This window comes from Alcanivorax sp. (assembly GCF_040118815.1).
GTDB lineage: Bacteria > Pseudomonadota > Gammaproteobacteria > Pseudomonadales > Alcanivoracaceae > Alcanivorax.
Window position 1 is genome coordinate 67,853 of the sequence record NZ_JBEDTC010000002.1, and the last position, 19,113, is coordinate 86,965.

Genomic DNA, 19,113 nt, shown 5'->3' on the forward strand with positions numbered 1-19,113 from the left:
TGCTGTTCCCGAGGACCATTTAACGCAATTCTGGAGTGAACTGACTGATGGCTGTTGAGCGCACACTCTCTATCATCAAGCCTGATGCCGTGGCCAAGAACGTGATCGGCGAAATCGTTACCCGTTTCGAGAAGGCTGGCTTGAGCGTGGTTGCCATGAAAATGGTACACCTGAGCGACGAAAAAGCAGGCGGTTTCTACGCTGAGCACAAAGAGCGTCCTTTCTTCAAGGATCTGGTTGGCTTCATGACCAGCGGTCCCGTGGTTGTACAGGTGCTGGAAGGTGAAGATGCGGTTGCCAAAAACCGTGACCTGATGGGTGCTACCAACCCGAAAGATGCCGAAGCCGGCACTATCCGTGCAGATTTTGCGGAAACTATCGACGCAAACGCGGTCCATGGTTCTGACTCCACCGAGTCTGCCGCCCGCGAACTGGCCTACTTCTTCGCCGACGAAGAGGTTTGCCCGCGCGCCAGCTAATCTCAGCCAGCGTGCAATACCAGCCACGACTCGGGTCGTGGCTGGCGTTTAAAGGAAACCCGGTTTCCTATTGGAGAATGCTATGACCGCCCAACAGAAGGTGAATCTGCTCGGCCTTTCTCGTCCGCAAATGGAAGAGTTCTTCCTGACCATGGGGGAGAAGAAGTTTCGTGCCCAGCAGGTGCTTAAATGGATCCATCACCACCAGGCGGATTCGTTCGAGCAAATGACCGATGTGGGTAAGGCATTGCGCCAGAAATTGTCCGAGGTGGCGGAAATCCGCGGCCCGGAGGTGACCCACGAGAGCATTAGCCGTGACGGTACCCGTAAATGGGTGTTCGAAATGGATAACGGCGGTGCCGTGGAAACCGTATTTATTCCCGATGGTCGTCGCGGCACCCTGTGTGTGTCATCCCAGGTGGGCTGTGCAGTGGATTGCAGCTTCTGTTCCACCGGCAAGCAGGGCTTTCAGCGCGACATGACTAGCGCCGAGATCATCGGTCAGGTGTGGCAGGCCAGCCGCGCCTTTGGCCCGCGTCGTAACCTGGGCCAGCACCCGATTACCAATGTGGTGATGATGGGCATGGGCGAGCCCCTGCTTAATTATGACAAGGTGCTGACGGCCATGCGGATCATGAAAGATGATCTGGGCTACGGCATTGGTAAAAAACGCATCACCGTTTCCACCTCCGGGGTGATTCCGAAAATGAATCAGCTCAGTGAGGATCTGGATGTGTCCTTGGCAGTGAGCCTGCATGCGCCCAATGATGAGCTGCGTAACCAGCTGGTGCCGCTCAATCGCAAGTATCCGCTCAAAGATCTGATGGCGGCGTGCAAGAATTACAGCAAGAACATCACTCATCGCCATAACACCATTACCATGGAATATGTGATGTTGCGGGATGTGAACGACAAGCCGGAACATGCCCGCCAATTGGTTAAACTGCTCAACGGCATTCCTGTGAAGGTGAACTTGATACCGTTTAACCCGTTTCCGCATGCCGGTTATGAGCGGTCGCGCAAGAACGATATTTTGGAGTTCCACAAGTACCTGAATGACAATGGAGTGATGACCACGGTCAGGACAACGCGCGGCGATGATATCGATGCCGCTTGTGGTCAGTTAGTGGGGCAGGTGAAGGACCGTACCCGGCGCAGCGAGCGCTGGAAGGAATCCATTTTTCACCGCGCCGAACAAACCGATAACAACACAGCGCAGACCTAATGAAACGTTTTTTCCAGGTTATTTTTATCCTGTGCTTTGCAGGATTTTTTACCGCCGGGTGTGTGACGGTGGACGATGGGCCCAAGGTAAAAGTAAATGATGCGGTAAACAGCCGTGTGGCTGCTGGGTTGCAATATTTGCAGCAAGGGAGTCCGTCAGAAGCTCGCCGCCATTTCTCTCGCGCGCTGAGTCTGGATGATGACAGTGCCGTTGCGCACAACGCCATGGCGTTGCTTTACAAGTACGAGCAGGACCCTGAAAGGGAAGAATACCATTACCGCAAAGCGCTGGATGCGGATCGTCATTATTCCCCAGCCCTGAATAACTATGGCACCTTGTTGTATGGCCGTGGTGAGTACCAGCAGGCGTTGAAGCATTTCAAGAAAGCCGCCAACGATCCGTCCTATGAAGGCCGCGGCAGTGCCTGGGAAAACATGGGGCGCTGCTATCAGAAGCTGGGCAACGATGACGATGCACGCAATGCTTATGTGAAAGCGCTGCGTCTGAATCCGCGCTCTGTTCAGCCCAACCTGGAGCTGGCGCAGTTGTATTTCGATGAAAATCGGGGCCGTCTGGCCTGGGATTATTACCAGCAATATGTACAGCGTACCGGTCGCCAGAGTGCCCGCGCTCTGTGGCTGGGGATTCAACTGTCCAATACGTTGGGTTACCGCAACCAGCAATCCAGCTATGAGCTGGCGCTGGATAATTTGTACCGCCGCTCTGGCGAGTATCGTCAGTGGCAGGAATGGAAAGCTGAGCAAGAGAAAGGAGCGCAGCAATGAGCGATGACATGGTGGTCTTACCCGGCGAACGTTGTCGCAAAGCCCGTGAAGCCCAAGGGATGACCCAGGCACAGGCGGCCCAGCGTTTGCACTTGTCGCTGACCTATCTGCAAAGCCTGGATGCGGACGATTATGAGCGCTTGCCGGAAGCGACCTTTGTGAAGGGTTATTTGCGCAATTACGCGCGCCTTCTCGGGTTGCCGGCGGATGAAATCGCCAATACTTTCCAGCAGATGGTTAACGACGATGTGCTGGACAAGCCGCTGCAATTGCCGTCCATTACGCCGCCGCCTTCGGCCTGGCGCAAGCCGGTGCTGATTGCACTGGCGCTGGCAGTGCTGGTGGCGCTGTTGTGGGCGCTCTGGCCTGCCAGCGGAGAGCTGCCTGCTCTGCCGGAAAAAACGCCGGCGACAGAGCAAGACGCTGAGCCGGAAAACATGAATGAAAATGCCGGCGCCCAGTCTGCTGAAGGTGCCGTTGACGGGCTCGATGGCTTGGGCCCCGAAGGGGCCCCGGCAGGCGCCGACCTTGACGATGAAGGCATCACTGGCGACGGTATGCAGGAAGGAGCGTCTGATATCGATCCAGCCAGCGATAGTCAGACCCAGCAGAGTGATGATGGCTCGTCCATGCTCGCGGCCAATGGCTTGGATCGCCTGCTGCTCAGTTTTACCAGCAATTGCTGGATTAAGGTCACTGATGCCACCGGGCGCACCCTGCGCCAGGGCGAGCAATCCGGTGGCGCCTCTCTAATGCTGGATGGCGAAGCGCCCTTCAGCCTGACTCTCGGTAACGCCGGTGCGGTGGACGAGCTGCGGGTAAACGGCAGCGCTGTCACCTTGCCGACGGATTCCCCCGGTAAAGTTGTGCGAATCTCCGCTCCCTGATTCGCGAGGGTAGAAAACACCATGGAACCGGAAGTTAAAATTCAGCGTCGTAAAACCCGCCAAATCATGGTGGGCAATGTCCCTGTCGGTGGCGATGCCCCGATCTCCGTACAAAGCATGACCAATACCGAAACCTGTGATGTGGATGCCACCGTTGGCCAGATCCGCCGTTTGCAGGATGCCGGTGTGGATATCGTGCGGGTGTCGGTGCCGTCCATGGATGCCGCGGAAGCCTTTGGCAAAATCCGCAAGCAGGTGGATGTGCCGTTGGTAGCGGATATCCATTACGACTACAAAATTGCTTTGGCGGTGGCCGAGCAGGGCGTCGATTGTCTGCGTATCAACCCCGGCAATATTGGCCGCGAAGACCGTATCAAGGCGGTGATTCAGTGCGCCAAGGACAAGGGCTTGCCTATTCGTATCGGTGTTAACGCCGGTTCGCTGGAAAAAGAGCTGCAACGCAAATACGGGGAACCCACCTCCGATGCGCTGGTGGAATCGGCTCTGCGCCATGCGGATATCCTCGACCGTTACGACTTCCAGAACTTCAAGGTTAGCGTCAAGGCCTCCAATGTGTTCATGACGCTGCAAGCCTACCGCAAGCTATCCTCCCAGTTGGAGCAGCCGTTGCATCTGGGTGTTACCGAAGCGGGCACGTTCCGCTCCGGTACGGTGAAATCTGCGGTGGCACTGGGTTCGTTGCTGATGGAAGGCATTGGCGACACGATTCGTGTGTCCCTGGCTGCAGACCCGGTGGAAGAAGTGCGAGTAGGCTTTGATATTCTGAAAAGCCTGAACCTGCGCAAGAAAGGCGTGAACATCATTGCCTGCCCCAGCTGCTCACGTCAGAACTTCGATGTGATCAAGACGGTGAATGAGCTGGAGGCGCGCCTGGAAGACATCAATGAATCCGTGGATTTGGCGGTGATTGGTTGTCTGGTGAATGGCCCGGGCGAGGCCCGTGAAGTGGATGTGGGCCTTACCGGTGGCACACCGAATAATCTTGCGTATCGGGACGGCGAAAAGAGTCATCACATTACCGCTGACGATCTGGTCGATGAGCTGGAGCGAATGGTGCGTGCCAAGGTCCAGAAACAGCGCGAAGATGAAGAAAGGGGCATTATTGCCCGTAGTGAATAGAAGGCTTGGCCGGGCGTGGGTTAACGCCCGGCGTTAGGCGTCCAGCGTTCTGCGTTTTTAAGGAATGTTCGTGAGCAAGAAAATCACCTCCATCCGCGGGATGAACGACATCCTGCCGGAACAGACCGGCCTGTGGCAGTGGCTGGAAGCAAAAGTGGGATCGGTGCTGGCCAGCTACGGCTATCAGGAAATCCGCATGCCCATTGTGGAACAGACTGACCTTTTTAAGCGCAGCATCGGCGAAGTCACCGATATCGTCGAAAAGGAAATGTACACCTTTGACGATCGCAACGGTGACAGCCTGACTCTGCGCCCGGAAGGTACGGCGAGCTGTGTGCGTGCCTGTGAGCAGCACGGCTTGCTGTACAACCAGACCCAACGGTTGTGGTACACCGGACCCATGTTCCGCTACGAGCGCCCTCAGGCCGGCCGGTATCGCCAGTTTCATCAGATTGGGGTGGAAACCTTTGGCATGACGGGGCCGGATATCGATGCCGAAGTGATTCTGCTCACCGCGCGTCTGTGGAAAGCCCTCGGTCTGACCGACAAGGTGACCTTGGAGCTAAATTCCCTGGGTGATAGTGCTGACCGGGCCCGTTACCGCGATGCGCTGGTGGCTTACCTGAAAACCCATTTCGATGCGCTTGACGGGGACTCACAGAAACGTCTGGAGCGCAGCCCGCTGCGCGTATTGGACAGCAAGGACCCGGGCACCCGCGGGGTGCTCAAGGATGCGCCGCAGCTGGCGGATTACCTGAATGATGACGCCGTGGCTCATTTTGAAGGCCTGAAAGCCTTGCTTGATGCCAGTGGCATTGCTTATAAAGTGAACCCCTATCTGGTGCGCGGGCTGGATTACTACGGCAAGACGGTCTTCGAATGGGTGACCGATGCACTGGGTGCTCAGGGCACGGTGTGTGCCGGTGGCCGTTATGATGGTCTGGTAGAGCAGCTGGGCGGCAAACCGACCCCGGCGGTGGGCTTCGCCATGGGCGTTGAACGGCTAATTTTGCTTATCGAGCAGGAAAAACCGGAACTGTCTGCGCCGGTGGACGTCTATGTGATGGCCATGGGCGATGTGCTCGCATCGACCATGGTGTTGTCCGAACAGCTTCGCGATGCCTTGCCCAACCGTGCAATTCAGTTGCACTGCGGTGGTGGTAGCTTCAAAAGCCAGATGAAAAAAGCCGATCGCAGCGGTGCTGCGGTGGCCTTGATCATCGGCGAAGATGAACTGGCCAATAACAGTGTTATGGTCAAACCCTTGCGCGGCCAGGCCGAGCAGCAGCAAGTATCCCGGGATCAGGTTGCCAGTGAGCTGGTAACGCTCCTGGCGGACAATTAATAAGAAAGGAGAGCAGGGTGGCGGATTACATGCGCGACGAGGAAGAACAGGCAGAGCTGCTGAAGGAATGGTGGCAGAAGAACGGTACTGCCGCGATTATTACTGTGGTGCTGGCGGTGGCGGCCTTGATCGGCTGGCGCGAATGGCAAGGCCATCAGGGCGAGCAATCCTCTGAGGCGTCCAAGCAGTATCAGGTGATGGTAGAAGCGCTGACCGCACAGCAAGTGGATGAAGCGGCAGTGAACAAGCAAGCTGAAGCCCTGAAAGACGATTTCCCCGGCAGTGCCTATGCAGGCTATGCCAGCCTGGCCCAGGCCCGTTTGGCGGTGCAGGCGGGCGAGTACGATAAAGCCGCTTCCCTGCTGCAGGGCGTGGCTGACGACGGCGCCACCGATGCACTGACCTACACCGCACGCCTGCGTCTGGTACGTGTGTTGTTGCAGCAGGAGGCCTACGACAAGGCTGCTGCCGAACTTGATCACACTTTCCCGGCCGCCTTTAATGGCATGGCACTGGAACTGCGTGGCGATCTGGCGAAAGCCCGTGACGACCAGCAAGCCGCTACAGATGCCTATACCCAGGCGCTGGAAGCCCTGCAGGACAACGGTGAAAAAGACCGTGTGCAGATGAAACTGGATGACCTGAAGAGTTAAATGAAATATTTCCTTCTCCCCGTTGTACTGGCCGGCATGCTGTTAGCCGGTTGTAGCTCCAACCCGAATGCTATTGAGCCTAATGACCTGCCGGATTTTGATGCCAGCTACAAGGTGAAGCGGCTCTGGAAAGAAGGTGTGGGCGACGGGGTGGAAGAAAGCCAGCTTACCCTGCGTCCGGCCGTCACCCAGCAACAGGTGTTTGCCGGTGATGTGTTTGGTGAGGTGTATGCCGTCAGCCGTGACAAGGGCAAGCGCCAATGGCGGGTAAAAACTGAAGACCGCATTGGCGGCGGGTTTTATGCCGGCTACGGCATGCTTCTCTACGGTACCCGTGAAGGGATGGCCGTGGCACTGTCCATGGAGAGTGGAGAAGAGCTGTGGCGCACCCAGCTTTCCGGTGAATCTCTGGCGATTCCCAACAGTAACGGCACCATCGCCGTGTTCCAGACCCAGGATGGCCATGTGACGGCGCTGGATGCCAATACGGGTGATCAGGTGTGGGATTATGAAACCCCGGTGCCCACCCTGACCTTGCGTGGTTTGGCTCAGCCTGCCATTGCTGATGGCCGCGTCTACGCCGGTTTCGCCAATGCCAAACTGGCAGCCCTGGATGCCGATACCGGTGTGCCGGCCTGGGAGCAGCGTATTGCTGAGCCCACCGGGCGCTCCGAGCTGGATCGCCTGACCGATGTGGATGGCAACATGATTGTGGAAGGTGGCGGCGTCTTTGCCGTGGCGTTTCAGGGCAAGCTGGCCGTGGCGGACCAGATCAATGGTCGCCAGTACTGGGGCAAGGAAATGTCCAGTGCCCAGGTGATCAGCGCCAGTGGTGGACGTGTGTTTGTGGCCGATGACCGCGGTGTGGTGCGCTCTGTAGACCAGCGTACCGGCAGTGTGCTCTGGCAGCAGGACAAGCTATATGGTCGTCGCCTGACCGGCACCGCAGTGCAGGGTGACCTGATGGTAGTGGGCGACTTTGAGGGTTACTTGCATTGGATGGATGCGGATGACGGCACCTTGGTGGCGCGCAAGCGGCATGACTGGGATGGCTTCGCGGGCACCCCGGTCAGCTATGAAGATACCCTTTATGTATTGAGTTACGACGGTAAGCTGGCGGCTTACACGGTGCGGCCAAAATAGCCGGTCTGCTTTCTCGATACCTGAAAAATCTGCGCTCCGCGCAGATTTTTTCGTTTGAATCCCCCTTTGGCGTTACCATAGCGCCGTTGAAACCTCGTTGAGATGACTATGAAGCCGGTAATCGCCCTGGTGGGGCGGCCCAATGTGGGCAAATCCACACTCTTCAACCGACTGACCCGTACCCGGGATGCCCTGGTGGCCGACTTTCCGGGGCTTACCCGTGACCGTAAATACGGGGATGGCCAGCTGGGCGGCTATTTGTACACGGTGGTGGATACCGGCGGTATTGGCGAGAACGATGACGGCATTGATGCGCCGATGACCAGCCAGTCCCTGCAGGCTCTGGGCGAAGCCGATGTGGTGCTGTTCATGGTGGATGGTCGCGCCGGCCTGACCGCCGCCGATGAGCAGATCGCCAGCGACCTGCGCAAGCTTCCCAAACCCACCTACTTGATCGTCAATAAGACTGACGGTATCGATGAAGACTCGGCAATGTCTGAGTTTTTTGCGCTGGGGCTCACCGAGGTGCTGCCAATCGCAGCGGCCCATGGGCGCGGCGTCACCAGCATGATTGAGCACATTTTGGCCGCGTTCCCGGATCTGGAGCTGTTGCCGGAAGGCGAGCACCGGACCTCCAAGAAACCCGGTGAAGACAGTATCCGCGTGGCGGTACTGGGGCGCCCGAATGTGGGCAAGTCCACCCTGATTAACCGCATGCTCGGTGAAGAGCGGGTGGTGGTGTTCGACCAGGCCGGCACGACGCGCGATTCTATCGATGTACCTTTCGAGCGGATGGGGCGGGCCTATACCTTGGTCGATACGGCGGGGGTGCGCCGGCGCGGCAAGGTCTTTGAGACGGTCGAGAAGTTCTCTGTCATCAAGGCGCTGCAGGCCATGGAAGCGGCCCAGGTGGTGGTGGTGGTCATCGATGCCCGCGAAGGCATTACCGATCAGGACCTGCACTTGCTGGGCTACGCACTGGATAGTGGCCGGGCCCTGATGATTGCTGTGAACAAGTGGGATGGCCTGGAGGCGGACCATAAAGAACGCGTGCGGGTGAACCTGGGTCGGAGACTCGAATTCGCCCCCTGGGTGAAGATCAAGTTTATTTCTGCGCTGCATGGCACCGGGGTGGGGGATCTCTGGGGCATGGTGGAGCAGGCGTGGGACAGTGCCTTTATCAAGATCGGCACCAACGAGCTGACCCGCATGATGGAAGAAATCACCAACGGTCATCCGCCGCCCCGCAATGGGCGGTTCCGTGCGAAATTGCGTTATGCTCACTTGGGCGGTAACAACCCGCCGACGCTGGTGCTGCATGGCAACCGCACGGAAGCCCTGCCGGCCAGCTACAAGAAGTTTCTGGAGAATCGGTTCCGTGAGCTGCTGAAACTGGAAGGCACGCCGATTCGCCTGGAATTCAAGTCCGGTACGAATCCGTATGAAGGGCGCAAGAATGTGCTCACCGATCGACAAGTGCACAAGCGCAAACGGATGATCAAGCGAATGAAAAAATAATTTGCGCCGGGCCAGGAAGGGAGCCGGAGCAGGCAACACGGAGGGTGCGTTATCAAACGCTGGGGGTATTGGGGGATAACCGGTTGGTTAGGCGTGTTTTGCGTTTCCGCGCAGGCCATCGAGCCGATGATGGAACCGGCCCAGCAGCCTGCCATGGTGCTTACCCCTGCTCGTGTCAGTCAGCCTCAATCTGAGGCGCCTGCCAGTGTCACGGTCATTGACCGCACGCTGATCGAAGCCAGCGGGGCCCGCGAGCTTTACGAAGTGCTGAAGCTGGTTCCGGGCATGGCGGCGGTGAAGGTGGACGGCAATGTCCCTTCGGTGGCCTATCACCCCACCCAGGCTCGCGATCAGCGGCGCATGTTGGTGCTGCTCGATGGTCGTAGCCAGTATCAACCGGGCCTGTCCCGGGTGAGCTGGAACGACATGCCGGTGGATATCCGGGATGTGGAGCGCATCGAAGTTACCCGTGGCCCGGCGGCGGCGGCCTACGGGGCCAACGCCTTTACCGCCGTGATCAATATCATTACCCGTGATCCGCGGGATATCAGCAAGAGCGGTGTAACCGTGCAGGGCGGCAATAACGGTATCCGCGATGCGCATTTGGTTGGTGTTCACCAACTGGAAAACGGGGCGGTAAGAGCCTCTGTGTCGCGCCGGGCGGATAACGGCTATGACGAGCCCTTCGAAGGTGAAACCCTGCCGGATACCAAGCGCATCGACACGCTTAATACCGAGTGGGTTTGGGAAGCGGATGCCCGCAATACGCTCACGGTGCAGGCCGGTGGTAGCCGCAGCCGACTGGGGCGCCAGCAGGAACCTGGCGTTGCCGATCTTGGCGACTACCAGGGCGAGCCGATGCAAAAAGGCGAGCGGGCATTTGTGTCGTTGCAGTGGCAGCACAATTTCAGCCGGACTCATCAGCTACAGGTTCATACCTACGGCCAATACAATCAGGAAGTCACTGACTTTGATGTTTGTTATCGGGACCCCGTGACCGGCCAGCCCGGGCCGGGGGGCGGTTTGTTCTTCAGTCAGGAATTGCGTGACCTGTATCTGCTCAATAGCAGTGACATAGACAGCACCTTTGCGGCCTTTCCAGCGGATGCCGATGCCACTAACCGTTATCTGATGCTGCAAAGCGCTGGCGCGCCTTTTTGTGCCGGCAGCGAGCTGGATGTGCAGGAAATCCGCTACGACCTGGAAGTTCAGGACACCCTGCAACTGACTCGCTGGGCGCGGTTAGTCAGTGGCGCCGAAATCCGCCATGACCGGGTGCAGTCCGACAGTTATCTGGGCGGCACGGAAGACAATGTCAGCTACCGGTTTTTTGGCAATCTGGCGCTGGATGTTCTTGAACCCGTTACGGTAAATCTGGGCGGCTATTGGGAGCGGGACCAGATCAGTGGTAATCATTTCAGCCCCCGAGCTGGCGTGAACTGGCGGGTGCTGCCGGGCCATCATCTTCGCTATGTGTATTCCGAAGCGCTGCGAACGCCGGATATCTATGAGGAGCGCGCCAATATCAACATTCAGGCGCAAACCTTGTCACCACCGTTCGCTAGTAATACCCAGGCGTTGCTGGGCTGGGCTCCGGCGTATTTTTTTGTGACCCAGCAAAGCCCCGGTACCTTCGAGCCGGAGCGTATCCGCTCCTGGGAGGCTGGCTACTACGGGCAGTTTTCTGCGGTAGAACTGGATGTGCGCTATTTTCAGGAAACCCTGACGAACCTGTTGAGCACGGCCCTGAATCCGTTTGAATTTGAGCCTAGCAATGAGGGGTGGGTGAACCATCAGGGCACAGAAACCCAGCTCTCCTGGCGGCCGAATGAGTCGCATTTGTTGCGTGTGACCGGCGCGCACATTCACACCAGGACGAATGTAAAAACCGAGCGCCGTTTTGCCGCCCGGGATTCCGGTAGCGCCCTGTGGTCCTGGCAGTTCAGCCGCCATTGGGCATTTTCATCCGCGTATTATCTGTCCAATGATTATAACGACAACGTTTTTGAGCGTGCGGACGTGCAGTTTCGTTTTCGACACCGTGCCGGCCCCACGGAGCTGGAGTGGCGGGCGGTTGTTCAGCATGGCCTGAATAACGACCCGATGGTTTTTGCAGAGAATCATTACCAGCAAGACCGTATGTGGCTGGGTGTGACGGTGAGGATGTAGCCGGATGCGGAGCAGGCATGGACGCGTACTGGTATTTCTTTTGCTGTTGGCAACGGCCGGTGGTGCGTTGTCTGCGCCGGTGCAAAGGATCCACGTGCTGGCCGAGCCGAGCCCTTTCAAAGATGTGTTTGTGCTTTCGTTGGCGCAGGACTTGCCGGCGAGTCTGCGTGTGGTTGATGAGTCCGACGCGGCGGATGTGCTGGTCGCCCTCGGCGATGCCGCTTTTACCCGCGCCATGGCCCATGGCAAACCGTTGTTGGGAGTCCATGTTAGTCGCGCCTTAAGCGAAAAGGCCGTGCGCGGGGGCTGCCAATGTGCGGCTATCTGGGCGGGCGTCAGCCTGGTGAATCAGGTGCAGCTGGTGCATGCCATGATGCCTCTGGCTCGCCGGGTTGGAGTGGTGCTGGGCACGGACAGCGTTTGGTCTGCAGAGGAGGTGCGGGGTTTTCAAGGGCCGATCAAACTGGAATTGCTGCCGGTCAAGAATGCCCGAGACCTGGGCGACACCCTGCGCGAGAATCTCAATCATCTTGATGCCATTGTGCTTCCCGTGGACGACGCCCTGCTGGGGCCAGATGCTGCCAAACTGGTGTTGCTGACCAGTTATCGCCAGCGCCGCCCAGTGTTTGGCCCGGACCTGACGTTTGTGAATGCGGGCAGCGTGGCATCATATTATGCCAGCGGTAGCGACCTGGTCAGCGAGGCCGTTCACCGGCTGCGCGATTTTGCGGACATTGGCCAGTGGGGAGCCTCCGCCTTTGTGCCTCGCCCGTCCGTGGTGGTGAACGAGCACGTTGCCAGCAGTTTCGATATGCATTACCGCGAGAGTGGGGCACTTCAGGATGCTCTGCAAAGTGCGAGGGAGGTGCCATGACGGATGCTGAGGTACCGCGCAAAGGCCCGGGAATCCGCAAGCAATTGCAAATTCTGGGTCTGGTTCCTGCCCTGTTCATGCTGGGTCTTTTGTTGGTGGCGCTGACCTGGCAACGCTTTGAGGACGCCGATAGAGACCTGCATGAGCTGGGTAGCTTTCTGGCCCAGCAAATTGCCTCGGCGTCGGAATACGGCGTATTGGCGGGCAATTACACGGACTTGCGCCGCCAGGCGCAGCTGGCCATGCAGCGGGCGGATCTGCAATACGTGGTGTTCCGCGATGGTGATGGCCAGGTGTTGCTGTACGAGGGGCGCAATGGTCAGGAAAAAAGCGATGAAATCATCGAGTTTCATTCCGGTATTTATCGTCAGTCTGTGGCGCCGGAAGGGATGCTGGACGGCACCGTGGAGCGCGATGACAGACCTGATCGCATTGGTGAGGTGGTGCTTGGCATGTCCAGTGCCCGGTTGTTGGCGCGGCAAAAGGAGATTTTGCTGGCCAGTATCATTCCCGCCTTCTTCGCTATGATCCTGGGGCTCTGGATCGCCCATTATCTGGCGCGCCAGATTGCCGCGCCACTGGGCTATTTGTCTGGCCTGTTGCGGACCCTGCGCCAGGGGGAATACTCCGTGCGGGGCAACAGCCGTTTACAGGGGGAATTGGGCGAACTGCAAGATAATGTCAACGAGCTTGCGGGGGCTCTGGAAGGGGCCCGGCACAAGCAGCAGGCCGCCATGACAGAATTGCAGCAGGCCCATCGCAGCGCCGAAACCGCCAGCCAGGCCAAAAGCGATTTTCTGGCTATGATGAGCCACGAGCTGCGTACCCCAATGAATGGCGTGTTGGGGATGCTGCAATTACTGGAAGAAACGGCCCAGAACGATGAGCAGCACGAATACACCGAAGCGGCGCTGGAATCCACCGGCCACTTGCTGGATGTGATTAACGATATTCTCGATTTTTCGCGCATCGAAGCCGGGCGCATGGATCTGGATCCGTCTTTCTTCGAGTTGCGGCCTTTGTTGCAGAACTGCATTGCGACGTTTCGCTATGTGGCGGAGAGCAAAGGGCTGTATTTGCGCCTTGAAGGTGACGATGCGCTGGCAGGGAAGGTGGCTCGGAGTGATCCGACGCGGTTGCGTCAGGTGCTCAGTAATCTGATTTCCAATGCGGTGAAATTTACGCAAGAAGGCGGCGTTACCGTCACCGTATCGGTGCTGCCGGTCCGTGGCGATTGGCTGGACCTGAGTATTGCCGTGGCTGACACCGGCATTGGCATTCCAGAAGAAAAACGCTCAAGCCTGTTCAAGGCATTCTCCCAGATTGATTCTTCCACCTCTCGCCGTTTCGGTGGCACCGGGCTGGGGTTGGCGATTGCACGCAAGCTCAGCGAAATGCTCGGTGGCACCCTTATGGTGGGCAGCAAGGAAGATAAGGGCAGTGTCTTTACGCTGTCGTTGCGCCTGTTGTTCCGGGAGCAGTCGGTGGCCAGTGTGCGGGCGGGGGCGGACAGCCCGGTTGAGCTGGCACAACCTACTTTGCATGGTCTGGTGTTGCTGGTGGAAGACAATGTGGTCAATGCCATGGTGGCGCAGCGTATTCTTGAACAGATGGGCGCCACCGTGGTGATGGCCAGCAATGGCGAGGAGGCATTAGGGAAAGCGCGCCAGCGTGACTTCGATTGTATCCTCATGGATGTGCAGATGCCGGTGATGGATGGCCTGGAGGCCACCCGGCGGCTGCGGCAGTGGGAGCGCGAGCAGGGCAGGGCGCCTATGCCGGTGGTGGCGTTGACGGCCAATGCCATGCATGAAGAGCGCGAACGCTGCCTGGCGGTGGGTATGAATTCTCATCTGGCTAAGCCGTTCCGTCGCCAGCAGCTGGCGCGGGCGCTTAGTCCGTATCTGACCCCTGGACGTGTTCCACCCGGGCAGTAACTTCGCCGTCGGCCAGCCGTGTGGTCAGGGTGTCGCCGGCCTGCAATTGGTTCACTGAACGCACCGCTTCGTCCCCCTTGAAGGTAATGCTGTAACCGCGCGCCAGAGTTTCCAACGGGCTGGCCGTTTGCAGGCGCTTACTTAACCCGCCCAGCTGCAATTGCTGTTGTTGAATCTGTCGTTGTATCGGTTGCGGCAGCCGTTTGTTCAGGGCAGCCAGTCGTTGCTGGCGGTCCAGCAAAAGCCGCTCTGGCGACAATCGGGCCAACCGTTGCTGGCTGGGTTGCAGCCGGCCCTGGAGCAGTGTGAGGCGATGCTGCATTTGCCGCTGCAGGCGATTGTGTAATTCATCCAGCCGTTGGCTGCTTTGCTCAAGGTGCTGGCGGGGGGAGCGAAGCCGTTGGCTCAGATGGCGCAGGCGTTCCTGCGGAGTACGAAGTTGTTGCGCCATGACCCAGCGCAGTCGCCGATGCAACCCGGCAAGTCGCTGGCTGACCACTGACAGGTCCGGGCTCACCAGCTCTGCAGCGGCGGACGGGGTCGGCGCGCGCATATCCGCGGCAAAGTCGGTCAAGCCGGTGTCGACCTCATGGCCCACGGCGGAAATAATGGGAATGGGACAATCGGCAACCGCCCGGGCTAGGCCTTCATCGTTGAAGGCCCACAGGTCTTCCAGCGAGCCACCGCCGCGACCGATAATCAAGACGTCACATTCGTTGCGGGTTACCGCCAGCCCCAGTGCCTGTCGCAGCTGGGCCGGCGCATCTGCGCCCTGTACCGCTGCCGGGTAAATCACCACGGGGATGGACGGGCAGCGCCGCTGCAGAACCTGAAGAATATCGCGGATGGCGGCGCCGCTGGGGGAGGTGATCACCCCGATCTGGCCAGGCCAGGCCGGCAGGGCCTGTTTGCGGTCCTGGGCGAACAGCCCTTCGCTCTGTAACTGAGCTTTGAGCGCCTCGAATTGAGCCTTGAGAGCGCCCTGGCCGGCTGGCTCCATGTGTTCGACCACAATCTGGAAGTTGCCGCGGGGCACATACAGGGTGATTTTGGCTCGCACCAACACCTGCTGGCCATTTTGGGGGGCAAAATCCAGCAGCCTGTTGCGATTTCGAAACATAGCCCCATTAATCTGGGCTCGCGTGTCTTTCAGGCTGAAGTACCAGTGACCGGAAGCCGGGCGGGAAAAGTTGGAGAGTTCGCCCTGGAGCCAGATCAGAGGGAAAGAGCTTTCCAGCAGGCCCTGGGCATCCAGGTTCAACTGGCTGATAGACAGTGGTTCGGCGCGGGATGAAATGGTCATCGCGGGAGGGTAGCCCGTTTTTTTGTACCCTGCCAGCGGTGATTGTGTGGTTAGCCGGTAATGTCGTATAATCGCCCGCTTAATTTAACGGGGTGCCTGTCCCATTCTAGGTGCTGCCGCTCCGCCCGGTGGCATCCGCCAGGCTCCCCCCTCACTTCCTACGGTGCAATATGCTCAGAATTGCCCAAGAAGCATTAACGTTTGATGACGTTTTGCTTGTGCCTGCCCATTCCAATGTGCTGCCCAAGGACGTGTCCCTGAAATCCAGATTGACTCGGGACATCGCGCTGAATATTCCACTGGTATCCGCAGCCATGGATACGGTTACCGAGCACCGCCTAGCCATTACCATGGCGCAGGAAGGGGGCGTCGGTATCCTCCATAAAAGCATGGATATCGAGGACCAGGCACGTAACGTGCGGATGGTGAAAAAATACGAATCCGGTGTCGTCAAAGACCCGATTACCGTCAGCCCGGATACCACGGTGGCCGAGCTGATGCGCATCACTGAAGCCAACAACATTTCCGGTGTTCCGGTGGTGAAAGGCGATGAGGTAGTGGGCATTGTCACCAGCCGTGATACCCGCTTCATCACCAACTACGACCAGTGCGTGCAGGACATCATGACCGGTAAGGACCGGCTGGTGACTGTGCAGGAAGGTGCTGGCGCTGATGAAGTTCAGGCCCTGTTGCACAAGCATCGCATCGAGAAAGTCGTGGTAGTAAACGACAGCGGTGAACTGCGCGGCATGATCACGGTGAAAGATATCGAGAAAGCCGCCAAGTACCCCAATGCCTGTAAAGATTCCCAGGGGCGTCTGCGCGTTGGCGCAGCAGTGGGTACCGGCGCCGGTACCGACGAGCGTGTGGCGGCACTGGTGGAAGCCGGTGTTGACGTGATCGTGGTCGATACGGCCCACGGCCATTCCCAGGGTGTTATCGACCGGGTGGCTTGGGTGAAGAAACATTTCCCCGAGGTCCAGGTGATAGGCGGCAACATCGCTACCGCTGCCGCAGCAAAAGATTTGGTCGCGGCCGGCGCGGACGCGGTGAAAGTGGGTATTGGCCCCGGTTCCATCTGTACCACCCGAATCGTGGCCGGTATTGGTGTGCCGCAGATTACGGCTATTTCTGACGTGGCAGCTGCGCTGGAAGGCACAGGCGTACCGTTGATTGCCGATGGTGGCATCCGCTTCTCCGGTGACATCTCCAAGGCCGTGGCCGCCGGTGCAAGCGCCATCATGATCGGTTCCCTGTTGGCTGGCACCGAAGAGGCGCCGGGTGACGTGGAGCTGTTCCAGGGTAGCTACTACAAGGCGTATCGGGGCATGGGTTCCATGGGCGCCATGTCCGGCTCAACCGGCTCTTCCGACCGCTACTTCCAGGATGCCGCTGCCGGTATCGAGAAGCTGGTACCGGAAGGCATCGAAGGTCGAGTTCCTTACAAAGGCCCAATGAGTGCCATCGTGCACCAGCTGATGGGCGGCCTGCGCGCCTCCATGGGCTACACCGGCTGTGCCACCATCGAAGAGATGCGCACCAAGCCGGAGTTCGTCAAAGTCACCAACGCGGGCATGAAAGAATCTCATGTGCACGATGTGACGATTACCAAGGAAGCGCCGAACTACCCAGTGGGGTGATTCGGGCTTTGGTGTCACTGGCTAAGAGCCTGATGCTTGGAGCCAAACGCCAGATGCTGAAATCGGTCGAGCCGTGCTCGACCGATTTTTGTTTTTAAGCGTCAGGCGCCAGGCATTTGGCGTCGGGCCCGTTCTAATCAAGATCCGGCTGCAATCGCCGGCAATCACCGGGATAGACCCCCATGAAAGACATTCATGCCCAGCGCATCCTGATTCTGGACTTCGGTTCCCAATACACCCAGCTGATCGCCCGCCGTGTGCGGGAAATCGGTGTGTACTGTGAAATCCGTGCCTTCGACATGACCGCTGAAGAACTCAGCGAGTTTGCGCCAAAAGGCATCATTCTGTCCGGTGGGCCGGAATCAGTGACAGCAGCGGAAACGCCGCGCGCGCCTCAGGCCGTGTTTGACGCGGGCATTCCGGTGCTGGGGATCTGTTACGGCATGCAGACCATGGCTGAACAGCTAGGCGGTAAGGTCATCGCCGGTGAGAAGCATGAATTTGGCTATGCCCGTGTTGAGAAAGCGGAATTCAATGCGCTACTGAATGGCATCGTCGACCATGAAGAGCAGGGGAAGGAATTCCTTGATGTGTGGATGAGTCACGGTGACCGTGTCGGCGAAATGCCGGCAGGCTTTGTGGCCACGGCCACCACCGATAGCTGCCCCATCGCGGGCATGGCCAACGATGAAAAGCGTTTCTACGGTATCCAGTTCCACCCGGAAGTGACCCATACGCTACAGGGCGGCCGTTTGCTGGAACGTTTTGTTCGTGAGCTGTGCGACTGTGAAGCCCTGTGGACGCCGAGCAATATTATCAGCGATGCCATCGACACCATTCGTGATCAGGTCGGCAGCGATGACGTAATCCTCGGCCTGTCCGGTGGTGTGGACTCATCGGTGGTGGCAGCCTTGCTGCACAAGGCCATTGGCGATCAGCTGACCTGCGTTTTTGTGGATAATGGCCTGTTGCGACACCAGGAAGGCGACCAGGTAATGGAAATGTTCGCCGACAGCATGGGCGTGAAAGTGATCCGGGTGGACGCGGAAGACAACTTCCTGGGCAAACTGGCTGGTGAAGCGGACCCGGAGAGAAAGCGCAAGATTATCGGCAACACCTTTATTGATATCTTCGATGAAGAGGCGGGCAAGCTGGAGAATGCCAACTGGCTGGCCCAGGGGACCATCTACCCGGACGTGATCGAATCCGCTGCCAGCAAGACCGGTGGCGCCCACTTGATCAAGAGCCACCACAATGTGGGTGGCCTGCCGGAAGACATGAAGCTGAAACTGGTTGAGCCACTGCGTGAACTGTTCAAGGACGAAGTGCGCAAGATCGGCCTGGAGCTGGGGCTGCCCTACGACATGGTCTACCGCCACCCCTTCCCGGGGCCGGGGCTGGGCGTGCGAATTCTTGGCGAAGTGAAAAAAGAATACGCCGATACCCTGCGTCTTGCAGACCATATCTTTATCGAAGAACTGCGGGCCGCGGGCCTGTACCACAAGACCAGCCAGGCCTTTGCCGTGTTCCTGCCGGTCAAGTCAGTGGGTGTGGTGGGCGATGCCCGCCGCTACGAGTATGTGGTCGCCTTGCGCGCCGTGGAGACCATCGACTTCATGACCGCTCGCTGGGCGCATTTGCCTTACGAGTTCCTGGAGTTGGTTTCCAGCCGGATCATCAATGAGATTCCTGGCATTAGCCGGGTGACCTACGACATTTCGTCCAAGCCCCCCGCGACGATTGAGTGGGAATAAGCCGAACTGGCAGCGATAAGCTCTAGCAGACACAGAAACAAAAACCCGGCATTTAAGCCGGGTTTTTTGTTATTGGGGCGCGTGTTTTTTTAGTCTGGCGACTGCTTGGCCTGGCTGTCTGGGGGAGTCGGTTCACGTAAAAACGAGTAAAACTGGCTATTGGTTTAATGCGTTGTTGTCGTTTGGATAGTAATACTTAGATCCACATTCAGGGTCGTTTTTCGAGAAAAACACGATCAGGAATGAGTAGTGTTTGAGTGT

General features: G+C 58.3%; 15 protein-coding genes. 14 read left to right on the plus strand and 1 reads right to left on the minus strand.

The genetic code is table 11. The annotated features are described in order from the left end of the window. Window positions 1-47: 47 nt before the first annotated feature. The 12 genes from ndk (at window position 48) to ABNH18_RS03115 (ending at window position 14,155) form a co-directional block, all read left to right on the plus strand. The gene (gene ndk, locus ABNH18_RS03060) at window positions 48-479 is read left to right on the plus strand and encodes a nucleoside-diphosphate kinase (protein ID WP_349381415.1); all 432 of its coding nucleotides are present in this window, start codon (window positions 48-50) and stop codon (window positions 477-479) included. A gap of 82 nt (window positions 480-561) precedes the next feature. Further along, complete coding sequence (gene rlmN / locus ABNH18_RS03065; RefSeq protein ID WP_349381416.1) at window positions 562-1,704, plus strand: dual-specificity RNA methyltransferase RlmN; 1,143 nt, start codon at window positions 562-564, stop codon at window positions 1,702-1,704. Next, window positions 1,704-2,489 (plus strand): type IV pilus biogenesis/stability protein PilW, encoded by a 786-nt coding sequence (pilW, locus tag ABNH18_RS03070; RefSeq protein ID WP_349381417.1) that lies wholly within the window; start codon window positions 1,704-1,706, stop codon window positions 2,487-2,489. The genes rlmN and pilW overlap by 1 nt, the downstream gene beginning before the upstream one ends. Continuing rightward, on the plus strand, window positions 2,486-3,376 hold the full coding sequence (locus ABNH18_RS03075) for a RodZ domain-containing protein (RefSeq protein WP_349381418.1): 891 nt from the start codon (window positions 2,486-2,488) through the stop codon (window positions 3,374-3,376). Before pilW ends, ABNH18_RS03075 begins: the two co-directional genes overlap by 4 nt. Window positions 3,377-3,397: 21 nt before the next feature. Further along, on the plus strand, window positions 3,398-4,516 hold the full coding sequence (ispG, locus tag ABNH18_RS03080) for a flavodoxin-dependent (E)-4-hydroxy-3-methylbut-2-enyl-diphosphate synthase (RefSeq protein WP_349381419.1): 1,119 nt from the start codon (window positions 3,398-3,400) through the stop codon (window positions 4,514-4,516). A gap of 70 nt (window positions 4,517-4,586) precedes the next feature. Further along, complete coding sequence (hisS, locus tag ABNH18_RS03085) at window positions 4,587-5,861, plus strand: histidine--tRNA ligase (protein ID WP_349381420.1); 1,275 nt, start codon at window positions 4,587-4,589, stop codon at window positions 5,859-5,861. Between the two features lie 17 nt (window positions 5,862-5,878). Then, the gene (locus tag ABNH18_RS03090) at window positions 5,879-6,514 is read left to right on the plus strand and encodes a YfgM family protein (RefSeq protein WP_349381421.1); all 636 of its coding nucleotides are present in this window, start codon (window positions 5,879-5,881) and stop codon (window positions 6,512-6,514) included. Beyond that, window positions 6,515-7,657 carry an outer membrane protein assembly factor BamB gene (gene bamB, locus ABNH18_RS03095; protein ID WP_349381422.1) on the plus strand — a complete coding sequence of 381 codons (1,143 nt, stop codon included), beginning with the start codon at window positions 6,515-6,517 and terminating at the stop codon, window positions 7,655-7,657. Window positions 7,658-7,765: 108 nt separating this feature from the next. After that, window positions 7,766-9,175 carry a ribosome biogenesis GTPase Der gene (der, locus tag ABNH18_RS03100; protein WP_349381423.1) on the plus strand — a complete coding sequence of 470 codons (1,410 nt, stop codon included), beginning with the start codon at window positions 7,766-7,768 and terminating at the stop codon, window positions 9,173-9,175. A 126-nt stretch (window positions 9,176-9,301) separates the two neighbouring features. Then, window positions 9,302-11,344 (plus strand): TonB-dependent receptor plug domain-containing protein, encoded by a 2,043-nt coding sequence (locus ABNH18_RS03105; protein WP_349381424.1) that lies wholly within the window; start codon window positions 9,302-9,304, stop codon window positions 11,342-11,344. Window positions 11,345-11,348: 4 nt separating this feature from the next. Continuing rightward, entirely contained in the window at window positions 11,349-12,218 is an 870-nt protein-coding gene (locus ABNH18_RS03110) for a hypothetical protein (RefSeq protein ID WP_349381425.1), read from the plus strand. Next, entirely contained in the window at window positions 12,215-14,155 is a 1,941-nt protein-coding gene (locus ABNH18_RS03115) for an ATP-binding protein (protein WP_349381426.1), read from the plus strand. The genes ABNH18_RS03110 and ABNH18_RS03115 overlap by 4 nt, the downstream gene beginning before the upstream one ends. Here ABNH18_RS03115 and xseA read toward each other — a convergent pair. Beyond that, window positions 14,112-15,458, minus strand: a complete 1,347-nt coding sequence (gene xseA / locus ABNH18_RS03120) for an exodeoxyribonuclease VII large subunit (protein WP_349381427.1) — start codon at window positions 15,456-15,458, stop codon at window positions 14,112-14,114. The two genes, ABNH18_RS03115 and xseA, sit on opposite strands and share 44 nt — an antisense overlap. A gap of 170 nt (window positions 15,459-15,628) precedes the next feature. Between xseA and guaB the strand changes: the two genes are divergently transcribed. Continuing rightward, window positions 15,629-17,098 (plus strand): IMP dehydrogenase, encoded by a 1,470-nt coding sequence (gene guaB / locus ABNH18_RS03125; RefSeq protein ID WP_349381428.1) that lies wholly within the window; start codon window positions 15,629-15,631, stop codon window positions 17,096-17,098. A gap of 182 nt (window positions 17,099-17,280) precedes the next feature. Then, window positions 17,281-18,852, plus strand: coding sequence for a glutamine-hydrolyzing GMP synthase (guaA, locus tag ABNH18_RS03130; protein ID WP_349381429.1), 1,572 nt, complete (start codon window positions 17,281-17,283; stop codon window positions 18,850-18,852). Window positions 18,853-19,113: the final 261 nt, after the last annotated feature.